The organism is Amycolatopsis melonis (genome assembly GCF_040064235.1).
GTDB classification, from domain to species: Bacteria; Actinomycetota; Actinomycetes; order Mycobacteriales; family Pseudonocardiaceae; genus Amycolatopsis; species Amycolatopsis melonis.
This window is the reverse complement of the sequence record NZ_JBDZYD010000010.1, coordinates 36,675-49,174: the sequence shown is the minus strand read 5'-3', so window position 1 is coordinate 49,174 and position 12,500 is coordinate 36,675. Positions and strand designations below refer to the sequence as shown.

Genomic DNA, 12,500 nt, shown 5'->3' with positions numbered 1-12,500 from the left:
GACGGCCCCCTCTCCGTGTCTCAGCCCAGGTTGTTGGTGCCGAACGTGTCGCAGCGGGCGGGCTCGCCGGTCTGGAACCCGGTGGTGAACCACTTCTTGCGCTGCGCGGACGTGCCGTGCGTGAACTTCGACCGGTCGACCTGGCCGCCGCCGAGCTTCTCCTGGATGTAGTCGTCGCCGATGCGGGACGCGGTGTCCAGCGCCGAGGCGACGTCGTCCTGGGTGACGTCGGTGATCAGCGGCTTGCCGGACTCGGTCGGCGTCGTCGAGGCGTGGTTGGCCCAGACACCGGCGTAGCAGTCGGCCTGCAGTTCCAGGCGCACCGAGCCGGACGTCGGGCCGGTGCCGGTGCCCTTGCGGGACGTGCCGAGCAGGTTCTGCACGTGGTGGCCGTACTCGTGGGCGAGCACGTAGGCCTCGGTGAAGAGGCCGCCCTGCGCGCCGAAGCGGGTCTTCAGCTCGTCGAAGAAGGAAAGGTCGATGTAGACGTCGGAGTCGGCAGGGCAGTAGAACGGGCCGGTGTCGGAGGTGGCGCTGCCGCAGCCGGTGCGCACGCCGCCGTTGAAGAACTTCGTCGGCGCGGGCCGGTAGGTCGAGCCGGAGCGCGCGAACTGCTGCTTCCAGTAGTCCTGCACGGAGTTGACGATCGCGACGATGGCGCAGTCGTGGTTCTTGTTGGCGTCCGCGCCGGTCTTGCACTCGCTTTCGAGCCGGGAGTTGTCGATCTGCTGGCCGGAGCCGACGCTGCCGAGCCCGCCGCCCAGTGCGCTGCCGCTGCCGCCGCCGATGCTGACCCCGCCGAGCTGGGACAGCACGAAGTAGATGATCAGGCCGACGACGCCGAGCCCACCGCCGCCGAGCGCCACGCGGCCGCCGATCCCGCCGCCGCCTCCACCGCTTCCGCGCAGGTCCTGGACTTCGGAGGTGTCCAGTCCGGCGTCGTCGTCGAATCTCACCCGCCAAATAGTAGTGAGCCTGGGCACGGTCGTCGCGCTGACGCCGTACCCAGGCTTGTACCGAGGTTATGTCTTTCGTCGAGCGGCTGGCCGCGTCCGGGCCGGCGTTCAGGCGCTGTCGTCACGGCTTCCGAGGCCGCGACCGGAGCCAGGCCCGATCGACGCCGAATGCGTGAACGCACCATAGAAGCCCGCTCGTCGCTGTTCACAATCGCGGCCGACCCGGTCGTTGTCCGTTCCGGTCGCGGGGACGCAGCTGGCGGTCAACCGCATGAACCACCCGTCACGCAACCACCTGACCTCTCCTGGCGGAGTGCCGGGCCGGCTCGTCACCGGCGTCGAGCCCGTTTACCCTGGCCAACCGTCCGCCGACAAGCAGAATGCGCCTTTTCCGGCCGAGTCTCAACCTTTTCGTAACCCCACCTTCGGGCGATGTTGCGACGGGGTTTTCACCGGCAGGCGGAACGGACTCGGACCGCGCGGTCCGTTGATCACCGTTCTAGGCTGTCTTATGACCGAGGTGCGGCCTGTGCGGTGGTTGAACGATGCCGAGATGGCGGCGTGGCGCTCCTACGTCGTCGCGACGCTGCGGTTGCGACAGCGCCTGCACCGCGACCTGACCGAACGCCACGACGTGTCGCTCACCGACTACGAGGTGCTCGTCTGCCTCGAAACCCAGCCCGGCCACCGGATCCGGATGTCGGAGCTGGCCGAGTGGATGGGCTCGACCAAGAGCAAGCTCTCGCACCAGGTCGGCCGCCTGGAGGACGCGGGCCTGGTCCGCCGCGTGCGCGACCCGGAGGACAAGCGCGGCGTGCTCACGGAGCTGACCGACGAGGGCATGGCCGTGCTGGAAACGGCGGCCCCGACGCACGTGGAGGGCGTCCGCGAGCACCTGATCGACCTGCTGAGCCCGGCGGAGCAGGCCACGATCGCCACGGCGTTCGAGCGCGTGCTGGAGCACCTTTCGGCACCGGAGAGCTGAGCCCGGGCGCGGCCGCGCCCGGGCACTCAGTGCGGTAGCGGTGGGATTCGAACCCACGGAGAGGTTGCCCCCTCGCATGTTTTCAAGACATGTTCCTTCGGCCGCTCGGACACGCTACCCCTGCCCACGAGGGTAGCCGACGCCCTCGCGGGCACCCGGCCCCTAGTCCCAGCTCAGTGTCGCGCCGCGCCCTGTGCCCGCCCGGCTTCGGCGGCCGGGGTGCGCGTCGACGGGTCCAGCGGTTCGGCCCGATCGCCGCCAGTGCCTGCTCGTCCGGGGTGACCAGTGCGATCTCCGCACCCCCGCGCCCAGCCCGGCGAGACCGCGCGGCGGTCGGCTTCGGGCACCGTGTCCGCGGCCGGCGCCGGCCTGCCGACCGCCTGCCGCACCTCGGCGGGCGTCGTGGCGCCGGTGACCGCGCCGCCGAACTTCGCGGCGAACTCTTCGAGGTCGACGTCGGCCGGGATTTCCGGGGCCTGCCGGGCCGGGTCGGCCTGGCGGGCGAACAGCTCCGCCAGCGACAGGCCGCTGGTCACCTGGGCCGCGACCGCGGCACCCGCGGACGTCCCGACGATCAGGTCCGCGCCGGTGAGGTCCTGGCCGTGCTCGGCGACCCCGCCGCCGCCGAGCACCAAAGCCTGTCCGCCCATCCGGGCACCCTATCGGGCTGGGAAAACGCCCGTCGCGGTCTTACCCTCCAGGTCGGCGAAAGGAGCGGGGATGACCGCGAAGATCGAGGGTTTCCACCACGTCAAGTTCCCGGTGCGCGACCTGACGCGCAGCCGCGAGTGGTACGAGCGCGTGCTCGGTCTGCACGTCACCCACGAGTTCCCGGACGACGACGGTGTCGTGCGCGGTGTCGGAGGGACCGTCGACGGCGTGCCGGTGGCGTTGCGCGTGCAGGAGCGGGCCGCCGAAGGACTCGCCGGGTTCGACCCGGTGTGCTTCTCGATCGCCGACCGCGCGGCCGCCGAAGCCTGGATCGCGCGGCTGGACGAACTCGGCGTCGAGCACCAGCCGCTGTTCGAGGCCACGACCGGGTGGATGGTGCGCTTCAACGACCCCGACGGCACCGAGATCCGGCTCTACAGCCTCACCAAGGACGGCGGCGCCGACCGCACCGGCGAGCCCGGCTACGCGCAGCGCGTGGGCTGAATCAGGGCTGCCGCAAGGCTTTCGCGGCGATCCGGGCCTGCACTTCCGGGCGGCGCAGCGGCGGCACGGTCGCCGGTGGCTGGCGGCGGGCGGGCAGCTGTTCCAGCAGCCGCGCGGTGATTTCCGCGATCTCGGCGACCGCGGCCTCGAACGGCTCGCGCGTGGCGTCCGAAAGCGACTGCACGCCGGTGACCTTGCGGACGTACTGGCGGGCCGCGGCCTCGATCTCCTCGCCCGTCGCGGCCGGCTGGAGCCCCCGGAGGGTGGTGATGTTTCGGCACATGCCGCCCAGGGTACGTCTCTCCGGACCCGTCGATCACACGGTCGGGTAGGCCCGGCCCGGGCGCGTTGACGCCCGAACCCCAGCTTGGGCAATGTCGGGGAAGTGCCCCTCAGACCGCGATCGTTCCGTTCCGCCCGCCCCGAACCCGGCACTCTCGAAGAAGAACCGCCGGAAACCCCGATCCCGGAACAGGCCTGGCCCCGCGTACGGGCCGACGAGCTGGTCACCCTCGTGGCGCACGTCTTCGCCGCGCACGGGCTCCCCGAAGTGCGGGCCCGGATGGCCGCCGAAGCGCTGTGCCACGGCGATCTCACCGGGTCGCCGGAGACCGGGGTCGCCGAGCTGACCCGTGTCCACCTGCCGCTGCTGAAGAACGGGCTCGTCGTCCCGCACGCGGAGCCGCTGATGATCGCCGACCGCGGCGCCGCCGCGCTGATCGACTACCGCCGCGGGCCGGGACTGTGGGCGGTCGGCGACGCGATGGACCGCGCGGTGGCCCGCGCCGGCCGCTTCGGCGTCGGGCTCGTCTCGATGCGCGGTGTCGGCCCGTTCGGCCGGGCAGGTCACCACGCGGCGCGCGCCCTGCCGCACGCGATGATCGGGCTGGTGCTCGCCGCGGGCGGCGAACCCGGCCAGCCGATGAACCCCCTGGGCATGGCGGCTCCGGGCGGCGCGTACCCGGAGTTCGTCTTCGACATGGACCGGCCCGGCTCGGAAGCCGCCGGGCTGACGCTGCTGGTCGAGGTGCTCGCCGGGGTGCTGTCCGGGGTGGCCGACCACGAGCACGACACGGGCCTGCTGGTCCTGGCGATCGCGCCGACGACGCTGCGCAGCCCGGACGGGTTCTACCGCGCGGCGAGCGCGCTGTTCGGCAGCATGCTGGGCTGGGAGGACGGCACGCCGATCCGCTACCCCGGCTGGCGCGAGGCCCAGCACCTGGAGCAGTGCCGCGCCCTCGGCGTGCCCCTGGCCGGGCCGGTACGCCGCGAGCTGGACGCCCTGGCGGCCTCCCTCGGCCTCCCACCGCTGACAAGCGTCGGCTGACGCCGGCCCCAAGCGCCCCAAGGCGGCCTTGGGTGCGTTGGGTGCACCGAAGGCCACCTTGGGTGCGTTGGGTGCACCGAAGGCCACCTTCGTTGCATTGAGCGCACCGAAGGCCACCTTGGGGCGCTCGGGACCCGGCTCAGCGGACCAGGACGACCCGCCCGCGGTCCTCGCCGACCGCCACGATGTCGCCGTCGGTCAGCTGGCGGCCGCGGCGGGTCTCGACCTCGCCGTTGACCCTGACCTCTTCCGCGTCGATCAGGTCCTTGGCGTGGGAGCCGTCCTCGGCGAGGCCGGCCAGCTTGAGGAACTGGCCGAGGCGGATCGGCTCTCCGGTGATCGGTACGTCGACGGGGTCGCTCATGCCCGCATCATGCCGCGTCACAGGCGGGCGGTCGTCTGGCGGTACAGCGCCTGGACGTCCGTGTCGAAATAACTCGAGTACGACGTGTCGGGGTCGTCGCCGCCGGACTCGAAGCCGCCGATCACGCCGATCACCGTGCCGAGGCGGGTTTTCGGGTCCTGGCCGGTGACCCACGGGCCGCCGCTGGTGCCCGTCGGGAAGCCCGCGCAGTCGACCTTCAGCTGGTAGGTGTCCTGCTTGCTCGTCGTGTTCCGGCAGACCGCGGGCACCTCGGAGTCGTCCGGGTAGCCGGTGAGCGTGATGGCCTGCTCGTACGGCGTGCCGGTGGCCAGCAGGTTCGCGCCGACCAGGCTCTCCAGCGTCCGCGTGGTGCCCGCCTGGTGCGCGGTCGCGAAGCCGACGTCGAGGTCCGGGTCCGACGACGCGATCCAGCCCGGCGCGACGAGCTCGTCCGACACCGTCCAGTACCCGAACGGCGCAACGCCGTCGTGGTAGCCCGGCGCGAACGTGATGCCGGGGATGTAGTCGCCGCCCTCGCCCTCGTGGATGCAGTGCGCCGCGGTCAGCAGCACGTCGCCGCGCTCGCTGTGCACGACGCTGGCCGTGCAGTAGTGCGTTCCCTCGACGAACAGCGCGCCGACCGCGGGACTCGACACCGCAGGCAGGTCGGGGGTCGACACCGGGGCCGCCTCGACCGTGCCCGCGTCCGGTGCCGCCGCGTCCGCGGACCGCGGCTGCCGGTCGACGAACACGACGAAGGCCGCGCCGACGAGCAGGATCGCGGCGATGCTGAGCAGGACGGCAGGCCGCCGCACGGAACATCGCCTCCCGGGTCTCGTGACTTTCCGACGAGATCAACCATAGGACGAGGGACCGACACATTCAGCACACCCACAGCAAGCTCACAGCCGCTAGTATCCGTAACTCACGAGTAACAGCCAGGGAGGGCCGATGAAGCAGTTCGCGGGCAAGGTCGTCGTGATCACCGGGGCGGGGTCGGGGATCGGCCGGGCGCTGTCGCTCGAATTCGCCCGCCGCGGCGCCCGCGTGGCCCTCTCCGACGTCGACTCCGCCAACGCGGAGGAGACGGCGAAGCTGGCCGGCGACAACGCCCGCGCGTACACCCTCGACGTCGCCGACCGCGCCGCCGTCCTCGCGCACGCCGAGGAGGTCGCCGCCGGCTTCGGGCGCGTCAACGTCGTCGTCAACAACGCGGGCGTGGCGCTCGGCGCGACCGTCGAGGAAATGAAGTTCGAGGACTTCGACTGGCTGATGGGCATCAACCTCGGCGGCGTCGTGAACGGCACGAAAGCGTTCCTGCCGCACCTCATCGCCTCCGGCGAGGGACACGTCGTCAACATTTCCAGCGTCTTCGGCTTCGTCGGCGTGCCGACGCAGAGCGCGTACAACGCGGCGAAGTTCGCGGTCCGCGGATTCACCGAGGCACTGCGCGAAGAAATGCTCATCGCGCGTCATCCGGTCGCGGTCAGCTGCGTGCACCCCGGCGGGATCAAGACCAACATCGTGCGCAACGCGCGCAGCATCGCCGACGACCAGGAGCAGGCCGCGCAGGGCTTCGAGCGGATCGCCCACACGACACCGGAGAAGGCGGCGCAGACGATCCTGCGCGGCATCGAGCGGAAGTCGGCGCGGATCCTCATCGGCCCGGACGCCTACGTCATCGACGCCATTCCGCGGGTGCTCGGCTCGGCGTACCAGCGGCCGCTGGCGATGCTCGCCCGGCTGGGCCTGAAGCAGATGGGCAGCTGACCTTCACTCAATGGAGTTGCGTTTCGGACAGGCCCGTCCGAAATGGTCCAGAATGCGTGTGGTCCGCGAGCGCCCGTACCGGAGGTCCCCGATGCTTCGCACCGCACAGCGCAGTGCGACCCGTTCGTCCAGCGACCGCACCGCGGTGGAGCTGCTGGACCGCACCGGCATCGTCGCGGCGAGCCTGCCCCGGCGCCGCCGCACCGACGACACCGCCCCGCCCGCCGAGCCGATCTACACCCGGCCGCCGGTGTGCGACCAGGACCTCCGCCCGAAGTCGGTGGTGATCCGGCGGCGGGCCCGCACGTGGCTCGGCGGCGGCGCCGCGGTGCTGCTCGTCGCCGCGGGCTGGCTGGGTGGCGGGCTCTTCACCGGCGGCCTGTCCGCGCCGTCGCCCGCCGCCGACGTGGCCCAGCCGGACCCGCGCCCGGCCGTCGCCGCGGCTCCCGCGCCGGAACCGGACGCCCCGCAGGCGCCGGTCGTCGTCACCCCGCCGCCGAAGACGGTGTACGTGCCGGTGCCCGCGAAGCCGGTGCCGAAACAGGTGCAGGCGCAGGCGAAACCGCAGCCGAAGAAGCCGCCGGTGCCCGAGGACGAGGCCCGCGTCGACCTGCCGCCGTCGTCGTCGCCGACCACGACGAATCCCGTCCAGGTGTGGTTCAACGTCGCCGAGGGCTATCTGCAGCGCTACTACTCCGGCGGCCCGGCGACCGGCCGCTGAGTCAGGCGCCGGTCCAGCGGTACTCGTGCTCGGGGCGCCCGGTGGCGCCGTAGCGCAGCCGCATCTGGACGGTCCCGGACTCCGCGAGCGCGGTGAGGTACCGCTGCGCCGTCGCCCGCGCCATGCCCAGCTCGCCGGCGACCTCCGCGGCCGACAGCGGACGGCCGGCCTTGCGCAGCTGCTCCGACACCAGCCGCGACGTCGCCGTCGACTGGCCCTTCGGCGCGGACGTGCGGTCCTGGTCGTGCAGCACCCGGTACGCGCGGTCGACGTCGTCCTGTGCCAGTGCCCGGTCTCCGGCGAGCAGCCCGCGGAAGCGTGCGTACGACGTCAGCCGTTCCGCGAGCTGGCGGGTGGTGAACGGCTTGATGAGGTAGTTCAGCGCGCCGGCCCGGATCGCCGCCGCCACCGACGCGCTGTCGGTCGCCGCGGACAGCACGATCGTGTCGGTCTGCAGCTCGGGCAGCACGACCAGGCCGGACTCGTCGGGCAGGTAGACGTCGAGCAGGACCAGGTCCGGTGCCAGCTCGCGGACGCGGGCGCGGGCCTCGGCGGCGGTGTGCGCGGTGCCGACCACCGCGAAGCCCTCGACCTCCTCGACGAACCCGGCGTGCACCCCGGCGACCCGGAAGTCGTCGTCGACGATCAGCGTGCGGATCATCCGTCCTCCGTCAGCATTCCGGGCAGTTTGGCGACGAACAGGGCACCCGTCTCGCCGGTGCCGGGGTCGGCCAGCCAGACGTCGCCGCCGCGGGCGCGGGCGGCCTGCCGGGCGAGCGCGAGGCCGAGGCCGTGCCCGGGCGCGATCTTCGTCGAGACGCCTTCGTCGAACAACGTCCGCCGCAGCTCGGCGGGGACGCCAGGGCCACTGTCCACAACGGACACGTGCAGGGTGCCGCCCTCGGCGAGCAGGCCGACCTCGACGGTCGCCGGCCGCCGCGGGCCCATCCGGGCGGCGTGCAGGGCGTTGTCGACGAGGTTGCCGATGACGGTGTTCGCGGCGATCGGGTCGGTCACCGTCGACGGCACCCAGGTGTCCTCGGCGAGCTTGAGCGTGAGGCCTTTTTCCTGCGCCTGCTCGGTTTTCGCGACGAGCAGCGCCTGCAGGTACGGGTCGGCGACCGCGTCGCCCAGCTCGCTCGGCCGCGCCGACGACGAGTCCGTCAGCGTCTGCAGGTACTCGACGGCCTCGGCGTGATGGCCGAGCTGGAGCAGCCCGTAGAGGGTGTGCAGCCGGTTGGCGAACTCGTGCCGCTGCGCCCGCAGGCCGTCGGACAGCGCGCGGATGCCGTCCAGCTCGCGGGTGAGCGTGTCGAGGTCGGTGCGGTCGCGGAAGGTCAGGACCGTCCCGATCGGCCGGTCGTCCAGTCGCACGGCCCGTGAGTTGATCACCAGCACGCGGTTCCCGGCGACGGCCAGCAGGTTGTCGACCGGACGTCCTTCTGCGACGGCCTTGTGCAGGCGCGGCGACAGCTCCAGTTCGGACAGTGCCGCGCCGATCGGGAGTTCGGTGCCGAGCAGGCGTTCGGCTTCGTCGTTGCGCACCGACACGCGGTTGGCCTCGTCGACGGCCAGCACGCCTTCGCCGATGCCGTGCAGCACGGCTTCGCGTTCGTAGAGCAGCTCGGTGAGTTCGTGCGGTTCGAGGCCGTGGGTGACGCGCCGCAGCCGCCGGTTCAGCAGCGCCGACGCCCCCGCGCCGAGCAGCAGCGCGCCACCCGCGAACAGCAGCGTGATCACGAGCTTCCGGTTGAACGCGCTGATCGGCTGGGCCACCTCGAAGCCGACACTCACCTCGCCGACCACCCGGCGGTGATCGGGCGTCCAGATCGGCGTCTTGCTGCGGACCGAGAGGCCGAGGGTGCCGCTGGCCACGGTGTTCACGTCGTCGAACCCGGCAAGCGCCCGGTCCGGCGAGGTGGTCACCCGCTTGCCGATCTCGGACAGCGTCGGGTGGGCGAGCCGGATGCCCCGGTCGTCGGTGATCACGACGAACAGCGCGTCGTTCGCGGCCGTGACGGCGAGGACGCGGTCCTCCAGCGCCCCGCCGGGGATCTTCGCGGCCGCGTTCGCCACGACGACCGGGTCCGCGGCGACGGACTTCGCGATGGCCAGCGCACGCTGGCTGAACTGCTCGGTGAGCGTGTCCCGCAGGAGCACGCTGACCAGGGCGACCCCGAGTCCCACGACCAGGGCGACCACGCCGATCTGCAGCAGCAGCACCTGCCTGCTGAACCGCATCCGCGGGAAGAGCGCCCACTTTGGCATGGCCGGGACCATACCCCCAGGTCACGGCGGTGCGCTAAATGAGCAAAACATTCAGAACGTGCAGCTGCGACGCAGAACGTCGACAAGCTTCACCTCGGCGCCACACGTCCTTAACGTCCTTCCCCAACGTGAGCCCCACCACGTGACGAAGGAGTCACCTCCCCATGGTTCCCCCACTGATCGAACTCATCGGAGCCACCAAGCGGTTCCCGAGCGGGTCCGGTTCCGTGCACACGGCCGTCCGCGATCTGACCATGTCCGTCCAGCCTGGCGAGTTCGTCGCCGTCGTCGGCCCCACCGGCTGCGGCAAGTCGACGACGCTTTCGCTGGTCTCCGGGCTGCAGCCGCCGTCCGCCGGCCGGGTGCGGGTGAACGGCCATGACGTGAAGTCCATTCCGGACGGCGTCGGCTACATGTTCCAGACCGACGCCGTGATGCCGTGGCGCTCGGTGCTGGACAACGTCGCCTCGGGCCCGCGCTTCCGCGGGGTTTCCAAGGCGGAGGCCCGCGAGCAGGCCGTCGACTGGATCGCCCGCGTGGGGCTCGCCGGGTTCGAGAAGTACTACCCGCACCAGCTCTCCGGCGGCATGCGCAAGCGGGTCGCGCTGGCCCAGACGCTGGTCACGAAGCCGAAGATCCTGCTGATGGACGAGCCGTTCTCGGCACTCGACGTCCAGACGCGGGCGCTGATGCAGGACGAGCTGCTGCGGCTGTGGTCCGGCTCCGGCGCGGCGGTGATCTTCGTGACCCACGACCTCGACGAGGCGATCGCGCTGGCGGACAAGGTCGTCGTGCTGACGACCGGCCCGGCCACCGTGAAGGACGTCTTCGAGATTCCCCTGGAGCGGCCGCGGAAGGTGGAGGAGCTGCGGCTCACCGAGGACTTCCGCAAGCTCTACGCCGACATCTGGGAATCGCTGCGCAGCGAGGTCGACAAGGCCCGCGAGAAGGGAGCGACCAGTGTCGCTTGAGACCCCCGCGGCCCCGGCCGCGCCCCTCCCCGTCCTGGAGACCGAGCAGGACATCCTGGCCCGCGCGAAGCAGGCGGCCACCCGCCGCAAGCGCAACATCTGGCTGCTGCGCCTGGCGATCGTCGTCGTGTGGCTGGGCAGCTGGGAGCTGACCGCGACGTACTGGATCGACCCGTTCTTCTACTCGAAGCCGTCGAAGATCTGGCAGCGGCTGGTCGAGTGGTTCACCACCGGCACCGACTTCGGCTCGATCTGGTACCAGATCCTGGTGACCGTCGAGGAGGCCGCGCTGGGCTTCGTCATCGGCGCCTTCTTCGGTGTCGTGTTCGGCGTGATCCTCGGCCGCAGCGCCTACCTCGCGCAGGTGCTGGCGCCGTTCATCAAGGCCGCCAACGCGTTGCCGCGCATCGTGCTCGCGGCGCTGTTCGTGATCTGGTTCGGGCTCGGCCTGTCGTCGAAGGTCGCGACGGTCGTCGTCCTGGTGTTCTTCGCGGTGTTCTTCAACGCCTTCACCGGCGCCCGCGAGGTCGACCGCAACCTGATCGACAACGCCCGCATCCTCGGCGCGACCCGCGGCCAGGTGCTCAAGTCGATCGTGCTGCCCAGCGCGACGTCGTGGATCCTGTCGTCGCTGCACGTGGCGTTCGGCTTCGCGCTGATCGGCGCGGTCGTCGGCGAGTACACCGGTGCCAAGGCGGGCATGGGCTTCCTGATCGCCAACGCCCAGGGCACGTTCGACACGGCCGGGGTGTACGCCGGGATGCTGATCATCACGGTGGTCGCGCTGCTGGCCGAGTGGGGCATCAGCACGCTGGAAGGCAGGCTGCTGCGCTGGCGCCCGGGTGTCGCTTCCGACGACGGACGGCGTGATATCTGATGCGTCTCAAAAGGACAGTCGGCGTGGTGGCCGCGCTCGCGGTCACCCTTGCCGGGGTCACCGCCTGCCGCGACTCGCGGGAGATCGCGCTCGGCACCACCGGCAAGCCGCACATCAAGATCATGGTCGGCGGCCTGTCGAAGGTCATCTACCTGCCCGGCCAGCTGGCCCAGCAGATCGGCGCCTACCAGCGGCAGGGCCTCGACGTGGAGCTGTTCGACCAGCCGTCCGGCGCGAACGCCGAGACGTCGCTGCTGGCCGGTGAGGTGCAGGGCGTCATCGGGTTCTACGACCACACGATCGACCTGCAGGCCAAGGAACAGTGCATCGAAAGCGTGGTGCAGTTCGCGAACGTGCCGGGCGAGGCCGAGATGGTCGCCACCGCCAAGGCCGGGCAGATCAGGTCCGGCGCGGACTTCAAGGGCCGCAACCTCGGTGTCACGTCGCTGGGCTCGTCGACGGACTTCCTGACCAAGGCGCTGGCCCTGCGCGGTGGCGTCACGTCGAAGGAGTACACGCCGGTGAAGGTCGGCGCCGGCCAGACGTTCATCTCGGCGATGAACCAGGGTTCGATCGACGCGGGCATGACGACCGACCCGACGATTGCGCAGCTGACCAACACCGGGCAGGCGAAGGTGCTCTACGACATGCGCACGGTCGAAGGCACGAAAGCCGCGCTGGGTGGGTTGTACCCGGCGAGTTCGCTGTACATGGGCTGCGAAATCGTGAAACGCTATCCGGACATCGTGCAGAAACTGGCCAATGCGTATGTCGAGACCCTGAAGTGGATTTCGACGCATTCGCCGGAACAGGTCGCCGCGATGATGCCGCCGTCGTTCGCGGGCGGGGACAAGGCGCTGTACGTCAAGTCGCTGCGGGACAGCCTGCCGATGTTCACCAAGGACGGGCGGATGGACCCGGCGGGCGCCCAGAACGTGCTGAAGGTGCTCGGGGAGTCGTCGAGCAACGTCAAGCCCAAGAAGGACAAAATCGACCTGTCGCAGACGTACACGACGAAGTTCGTGGACGCCGCGCACGCGCAGGCCGCGCAGTGACCCCGCTCACCTGACCGGGCGGTAGGTGAGTGTCATGACCCGTGAAGGCCT

15 protein-coding genes and 1 tRNA gene are annotated in these 12,500 nt (G+C 71.0%); 8 read left to right on the top strand and 8 right to left on the bottom strand.

Translation table 11 applies throughout. The features are described 5' to 3' along the window. Positions 1-20 precede the first annotated feature (20 nt). Positions 21-956 carry a KPN_02809 family neutral zinc metallopeptidase gene (gene ypfJ / locus ABJI51_RS25995; RefSeq protein ID WP_348952814.1) on the bottom strand — a complete coding sequence of 312 codons (936 nt, stop codon included), beginning with the start codon at positions 954-956 and terminating at the stop codon, positions 21-23. Between the two features lie 511 nt (positions 957-1,467). On the opposite strand from ypfJ, the gene ABJI51_RS25990 reads away from it, so the two are divergent. After that, positions 1,468-1,941, top strand: a complete 474-nt coding sequence (locus tag ABJI51_RS25990; protein WP_348952816.1) for a MarR family winged helix-turn-helix transcriptional regulator — start codon at positions 1,468-1,470, stop codon at positions 1,939-1,941. Positions 1,942-1,973: 32 nt separating this feature from the next. On the opposite strand, the gene ABJI51_RS25985 is transcribed toward ABJI51_RS25990, so the two are convergent. Together ABJI51_RS25985 and ABJI51_RS25980 are read right to left on the bottom strand one after the other, a co-directional pair. Continuing rightward, positions 1,974-2,060, bottom strand: a tRNA-Ser gene (locus ABJI51_RS25985). Between the two features lie 54 nt (positions 2,061-2,114). Further along, complete coding sequence (locus tag ABJI51_RS25980) at positions 2,115-2,591, bottom strand: hypothetical protein (protein WP_348952818.1); 477 nt, start codon at positions 2,589-2,591, stop codon at positions 2,115-2,117. A 70-nt stretch (positions 2,592-2,661) separates the two neighbouring features. Here ABJI51_RS25980 and ABJI51_RS25975 point away from each other — a divergent pair, with 70 nt between their 5' ends. Next, positions 2,662-3,096: a VOC family protein gene (locus ABJI51_RS25975; protein WP_348952820.1), complete on the top strand. Its 435-nt coding sequence runs from the start codon at positions 2,662-2,664 to the stop codon at positions 3,094-3,096. A gap of 1 nt (position 3,097) precedes the next feature. On the opposite strand, the gene ABJI51_RS25970 is transcribed toward ABJI51_RS25975, so the two are convergent. Next, the gene (locus ABJI51_RS25970; RefSeq protein ID WP_348952822.1) at positions 3,098-3,379 is read right to left on the bottom strand and encodes a DUF2277 domain-containing protein; all 282 of its coding nucleotides are present in this window, start codon (positions 3,377-3,379) and stop codon (positions 3,098-3,100) included. 102 nt (positions 3,380-3,481) lie between these two features. Between ABJI51_RS25970 and ABJI51_RS25965 the strand changes: the two genes are divergently transcribed. Beyond that, entirely contained in the window at positions 3,482-4,423 is a 942-nt protein-coding gene (locus ABJI51_RS25965; protein WP_348952824.1) for an Ldh family oxidoreductase, read from the top strand. Between the two features lie 139 nt (positions 4,424-4,562). On the opposite strand, the gene ABJI51_RS25960 is transcribed toward ABJI51_RS25965, so the two are convergent. Continuing rightward, positions 4,563-4,787: an RNA-binding S4 domain-containing protein gene (locus ABJI51_RS25960; RefSeq protein WP_348952826.1), complete on the bottom strand. Its 225-nt coding sequence runs from the start codon at positions 4,785-4,787 to the stop codon at positions 4,563-4,565. Positions 4,788-4,804: 17 nt separating this feature from the next. Further along, positions 4,805-5,602, bottom strand: a complete 798-nt coding sequence (locus ABJI51_RS25955) for a trypsin-like serine peptidase (RefSeq protein WP_348952828.1) — start codon at positions 5,600-5,602, stop codon at positions 4,805-4,807. 136 nt (positions 5,603-5,738) lie between these two features. Here ABJI51_RS25955 and ABJI51_RS25950 point away from each other — a divergent pair, with 136 nt between their 5' ends. Beyond that, a complete protein-coding gene (locus ABJI51_RS25950) occupies positions 5,739-6,557 on the top strand; it encodes an SDR family oxidoreductase (RefSeq protein ID WP_348952830.1) in 819 nt (272 codons plus the stop codon). A 91-nt stretch (positions 6,558-6,648) separates the two neighbouring features. Then, positions 6,649-7,278, top strand: a complete 630-nt coding sequence (locus ABJI51_RS25945; RefSeq protein ID WP_348952832.1) for a hypothetical protein — start codon at positions 6,649-6,651, stop codon at positions 7,276-7,278. A gap of 1 nt (position 7,279) precedes the next feature. Here ABJI51_RS25945 and ABJI51_RS25940 read toward each other — a convergent pair whose 3' ends face one another. Together ABJI51_RS25940 and ABJI51_RS25935 are read right to left on the bottom strand one after the other, a co-directional pair. Beyond that, positions 7,280-7,939, bottom strand: a complete 660-nt coding sequence (locus tag ABJI51_RS25940; protein WP_348952834.1) for a response regulator — start codon at positions 7,937-7,939, stop codon at positions 7,280-7,282. Then, on the bottom strand, positions 7,936-9,519 hold the full coding sequence (locus tag ABJI51_RS25935) for a sensor histidine kinase (RefSeq protein ID WP_348953045.1): 1,584 nt from the start codon (positions 9,517-9,519) through the stop codon (positions 7,936-7,938). The genes ABJI51_RS25940 and ABJI51_RS25935 overlap by 4 nt, the downstream gene beginning before the upstream one ends. Positions 9,520-9,710: 191 nt before the next feature. On the opposite strand from ABJI51_RS25935, the gene ABJI51_RS25930 reads away from it, so the two are divergent. Genes ABJI51_RS25930 through ABJI51_RS25920 form a run of 3 tightly spaced genes read left to right on the top strand, consistent with a single transcriptional unit; the run spans position 9,711 to position 12,449 of the window. Continuing rightward, positions 9,711-10,517 carry an ABC transporter ATP-binding protein gene (locus tag ABJI51_RS25930; RefSeq protein WP_348952836.1) on the top strand — a complete coding sequence of 269 codons (807 nt, stop codon included), beginning with the start codon at positions 9,711-9,713 and terminating at the stop codon, positions 10,515-10,517. Next, positions 10,507-11,394, top strand: a complete 888-nt coding sequence (locus ABJI51_RS25925; protein WP_348952838.1) for an ABC transporter permease — start codon at positions 10,507-10,509, stop codon at positions 11,392-11,394. The genes ABJI51_RS25930 and ABJI51_RS25925 overlap by 11 nt, the downstream gene beginning before the upstream one ends. A gap of 23 nt (positions 11,395-11,417) precedes the next feature. Then, complete coding sequence (locus ABJI51_RS25920) at positions 11,418-12,449, top strand: ABC transporter substrate-binding protein (protein WP_431605643.1); 1,032 nt, start codon at positions 11,418-11,420, stop codon at positions 12,447-12,449. Positions 12,450-12,500 lie beyond the last annotated feature (51 nt).

Excerpts from the sequence above, each read along its gene's own strand:
- ABJI51_RS25990 (WP_348952816.1), top strand. The coding sequence starts at position 1,468 with ATGACCGAGGTGCGGCCTGTGCGGTGGTTGAACGATGCCGAGATGGCG.
- ABJI51_RS25980 (WP_348952818.1), bottom strand. The coding sequence starts at position 2,591 with ATGGGCGGACAGGCTTTGGTGCTCGGCGGCGGCGGGGTCGCCGAGCAC.
- ABJI51_RS25975 (WP_348952820.1), top strand. The coding sequence starts at position 2,662 with ATGACCGCGAAGATCGAGGGTTTCCACCACGTCAAGTTCCCGGTGCGC.
- ABJI51_RS25970 (WP_348952822.1), bottom strand. The coding sequence starts at position 3,379 with ATGTGCCGAAACATCACCACCCTCCGGGGGCTCCAGCCGGCCGCGACG.
- ABJI51_RS25960 (WP_348952826.1), bottom strand. The coding sequence starts at position 4,787 with ATGAGCGACCCCGTCGACGTACCGATCACCGGAGAGCCGATCCGCCTC.
- ABJI51_RS25950 (WP_348952830.1), top strand. The coding sequence starts at position 5,739 with ATGAAGCAGTTCGCGGGCAAGGTCGTCGTGATCACCGGGGCGGGGTCG.
- ABJI51_RS25945 (WP_348952832.1), top strand. The coding sequence starts at position 6,649 with ATGCTTCGCACCGCACAGCGCAGTGCGACCCGTTCGTCCAGCGACCGC.
- ABJI51_RS25940 (WP_348952834.1), bottom strand. The coding sequence starts at position 7,939 with ATGATCCGCACGCTGATCGTCGACGACGACTTCCGGGTCGCCGGGGTG.
- ABJI51_RS25935 (WP_348953045.1), bottom strand. The coding sequence starts at position 9,519 with ATGCGGTTCAGCAGGCAGGTGCTGCTGCTGCAGATCGGCGTGGTCGCC.
- ABJI51_RS25930 (WP_348952836.1), top strand. The coding sequence starts at position 9,711 with ATGGTTCCCCCACTGATCGAACTCATCGGAGCCACCAAGCGGTTCCCG.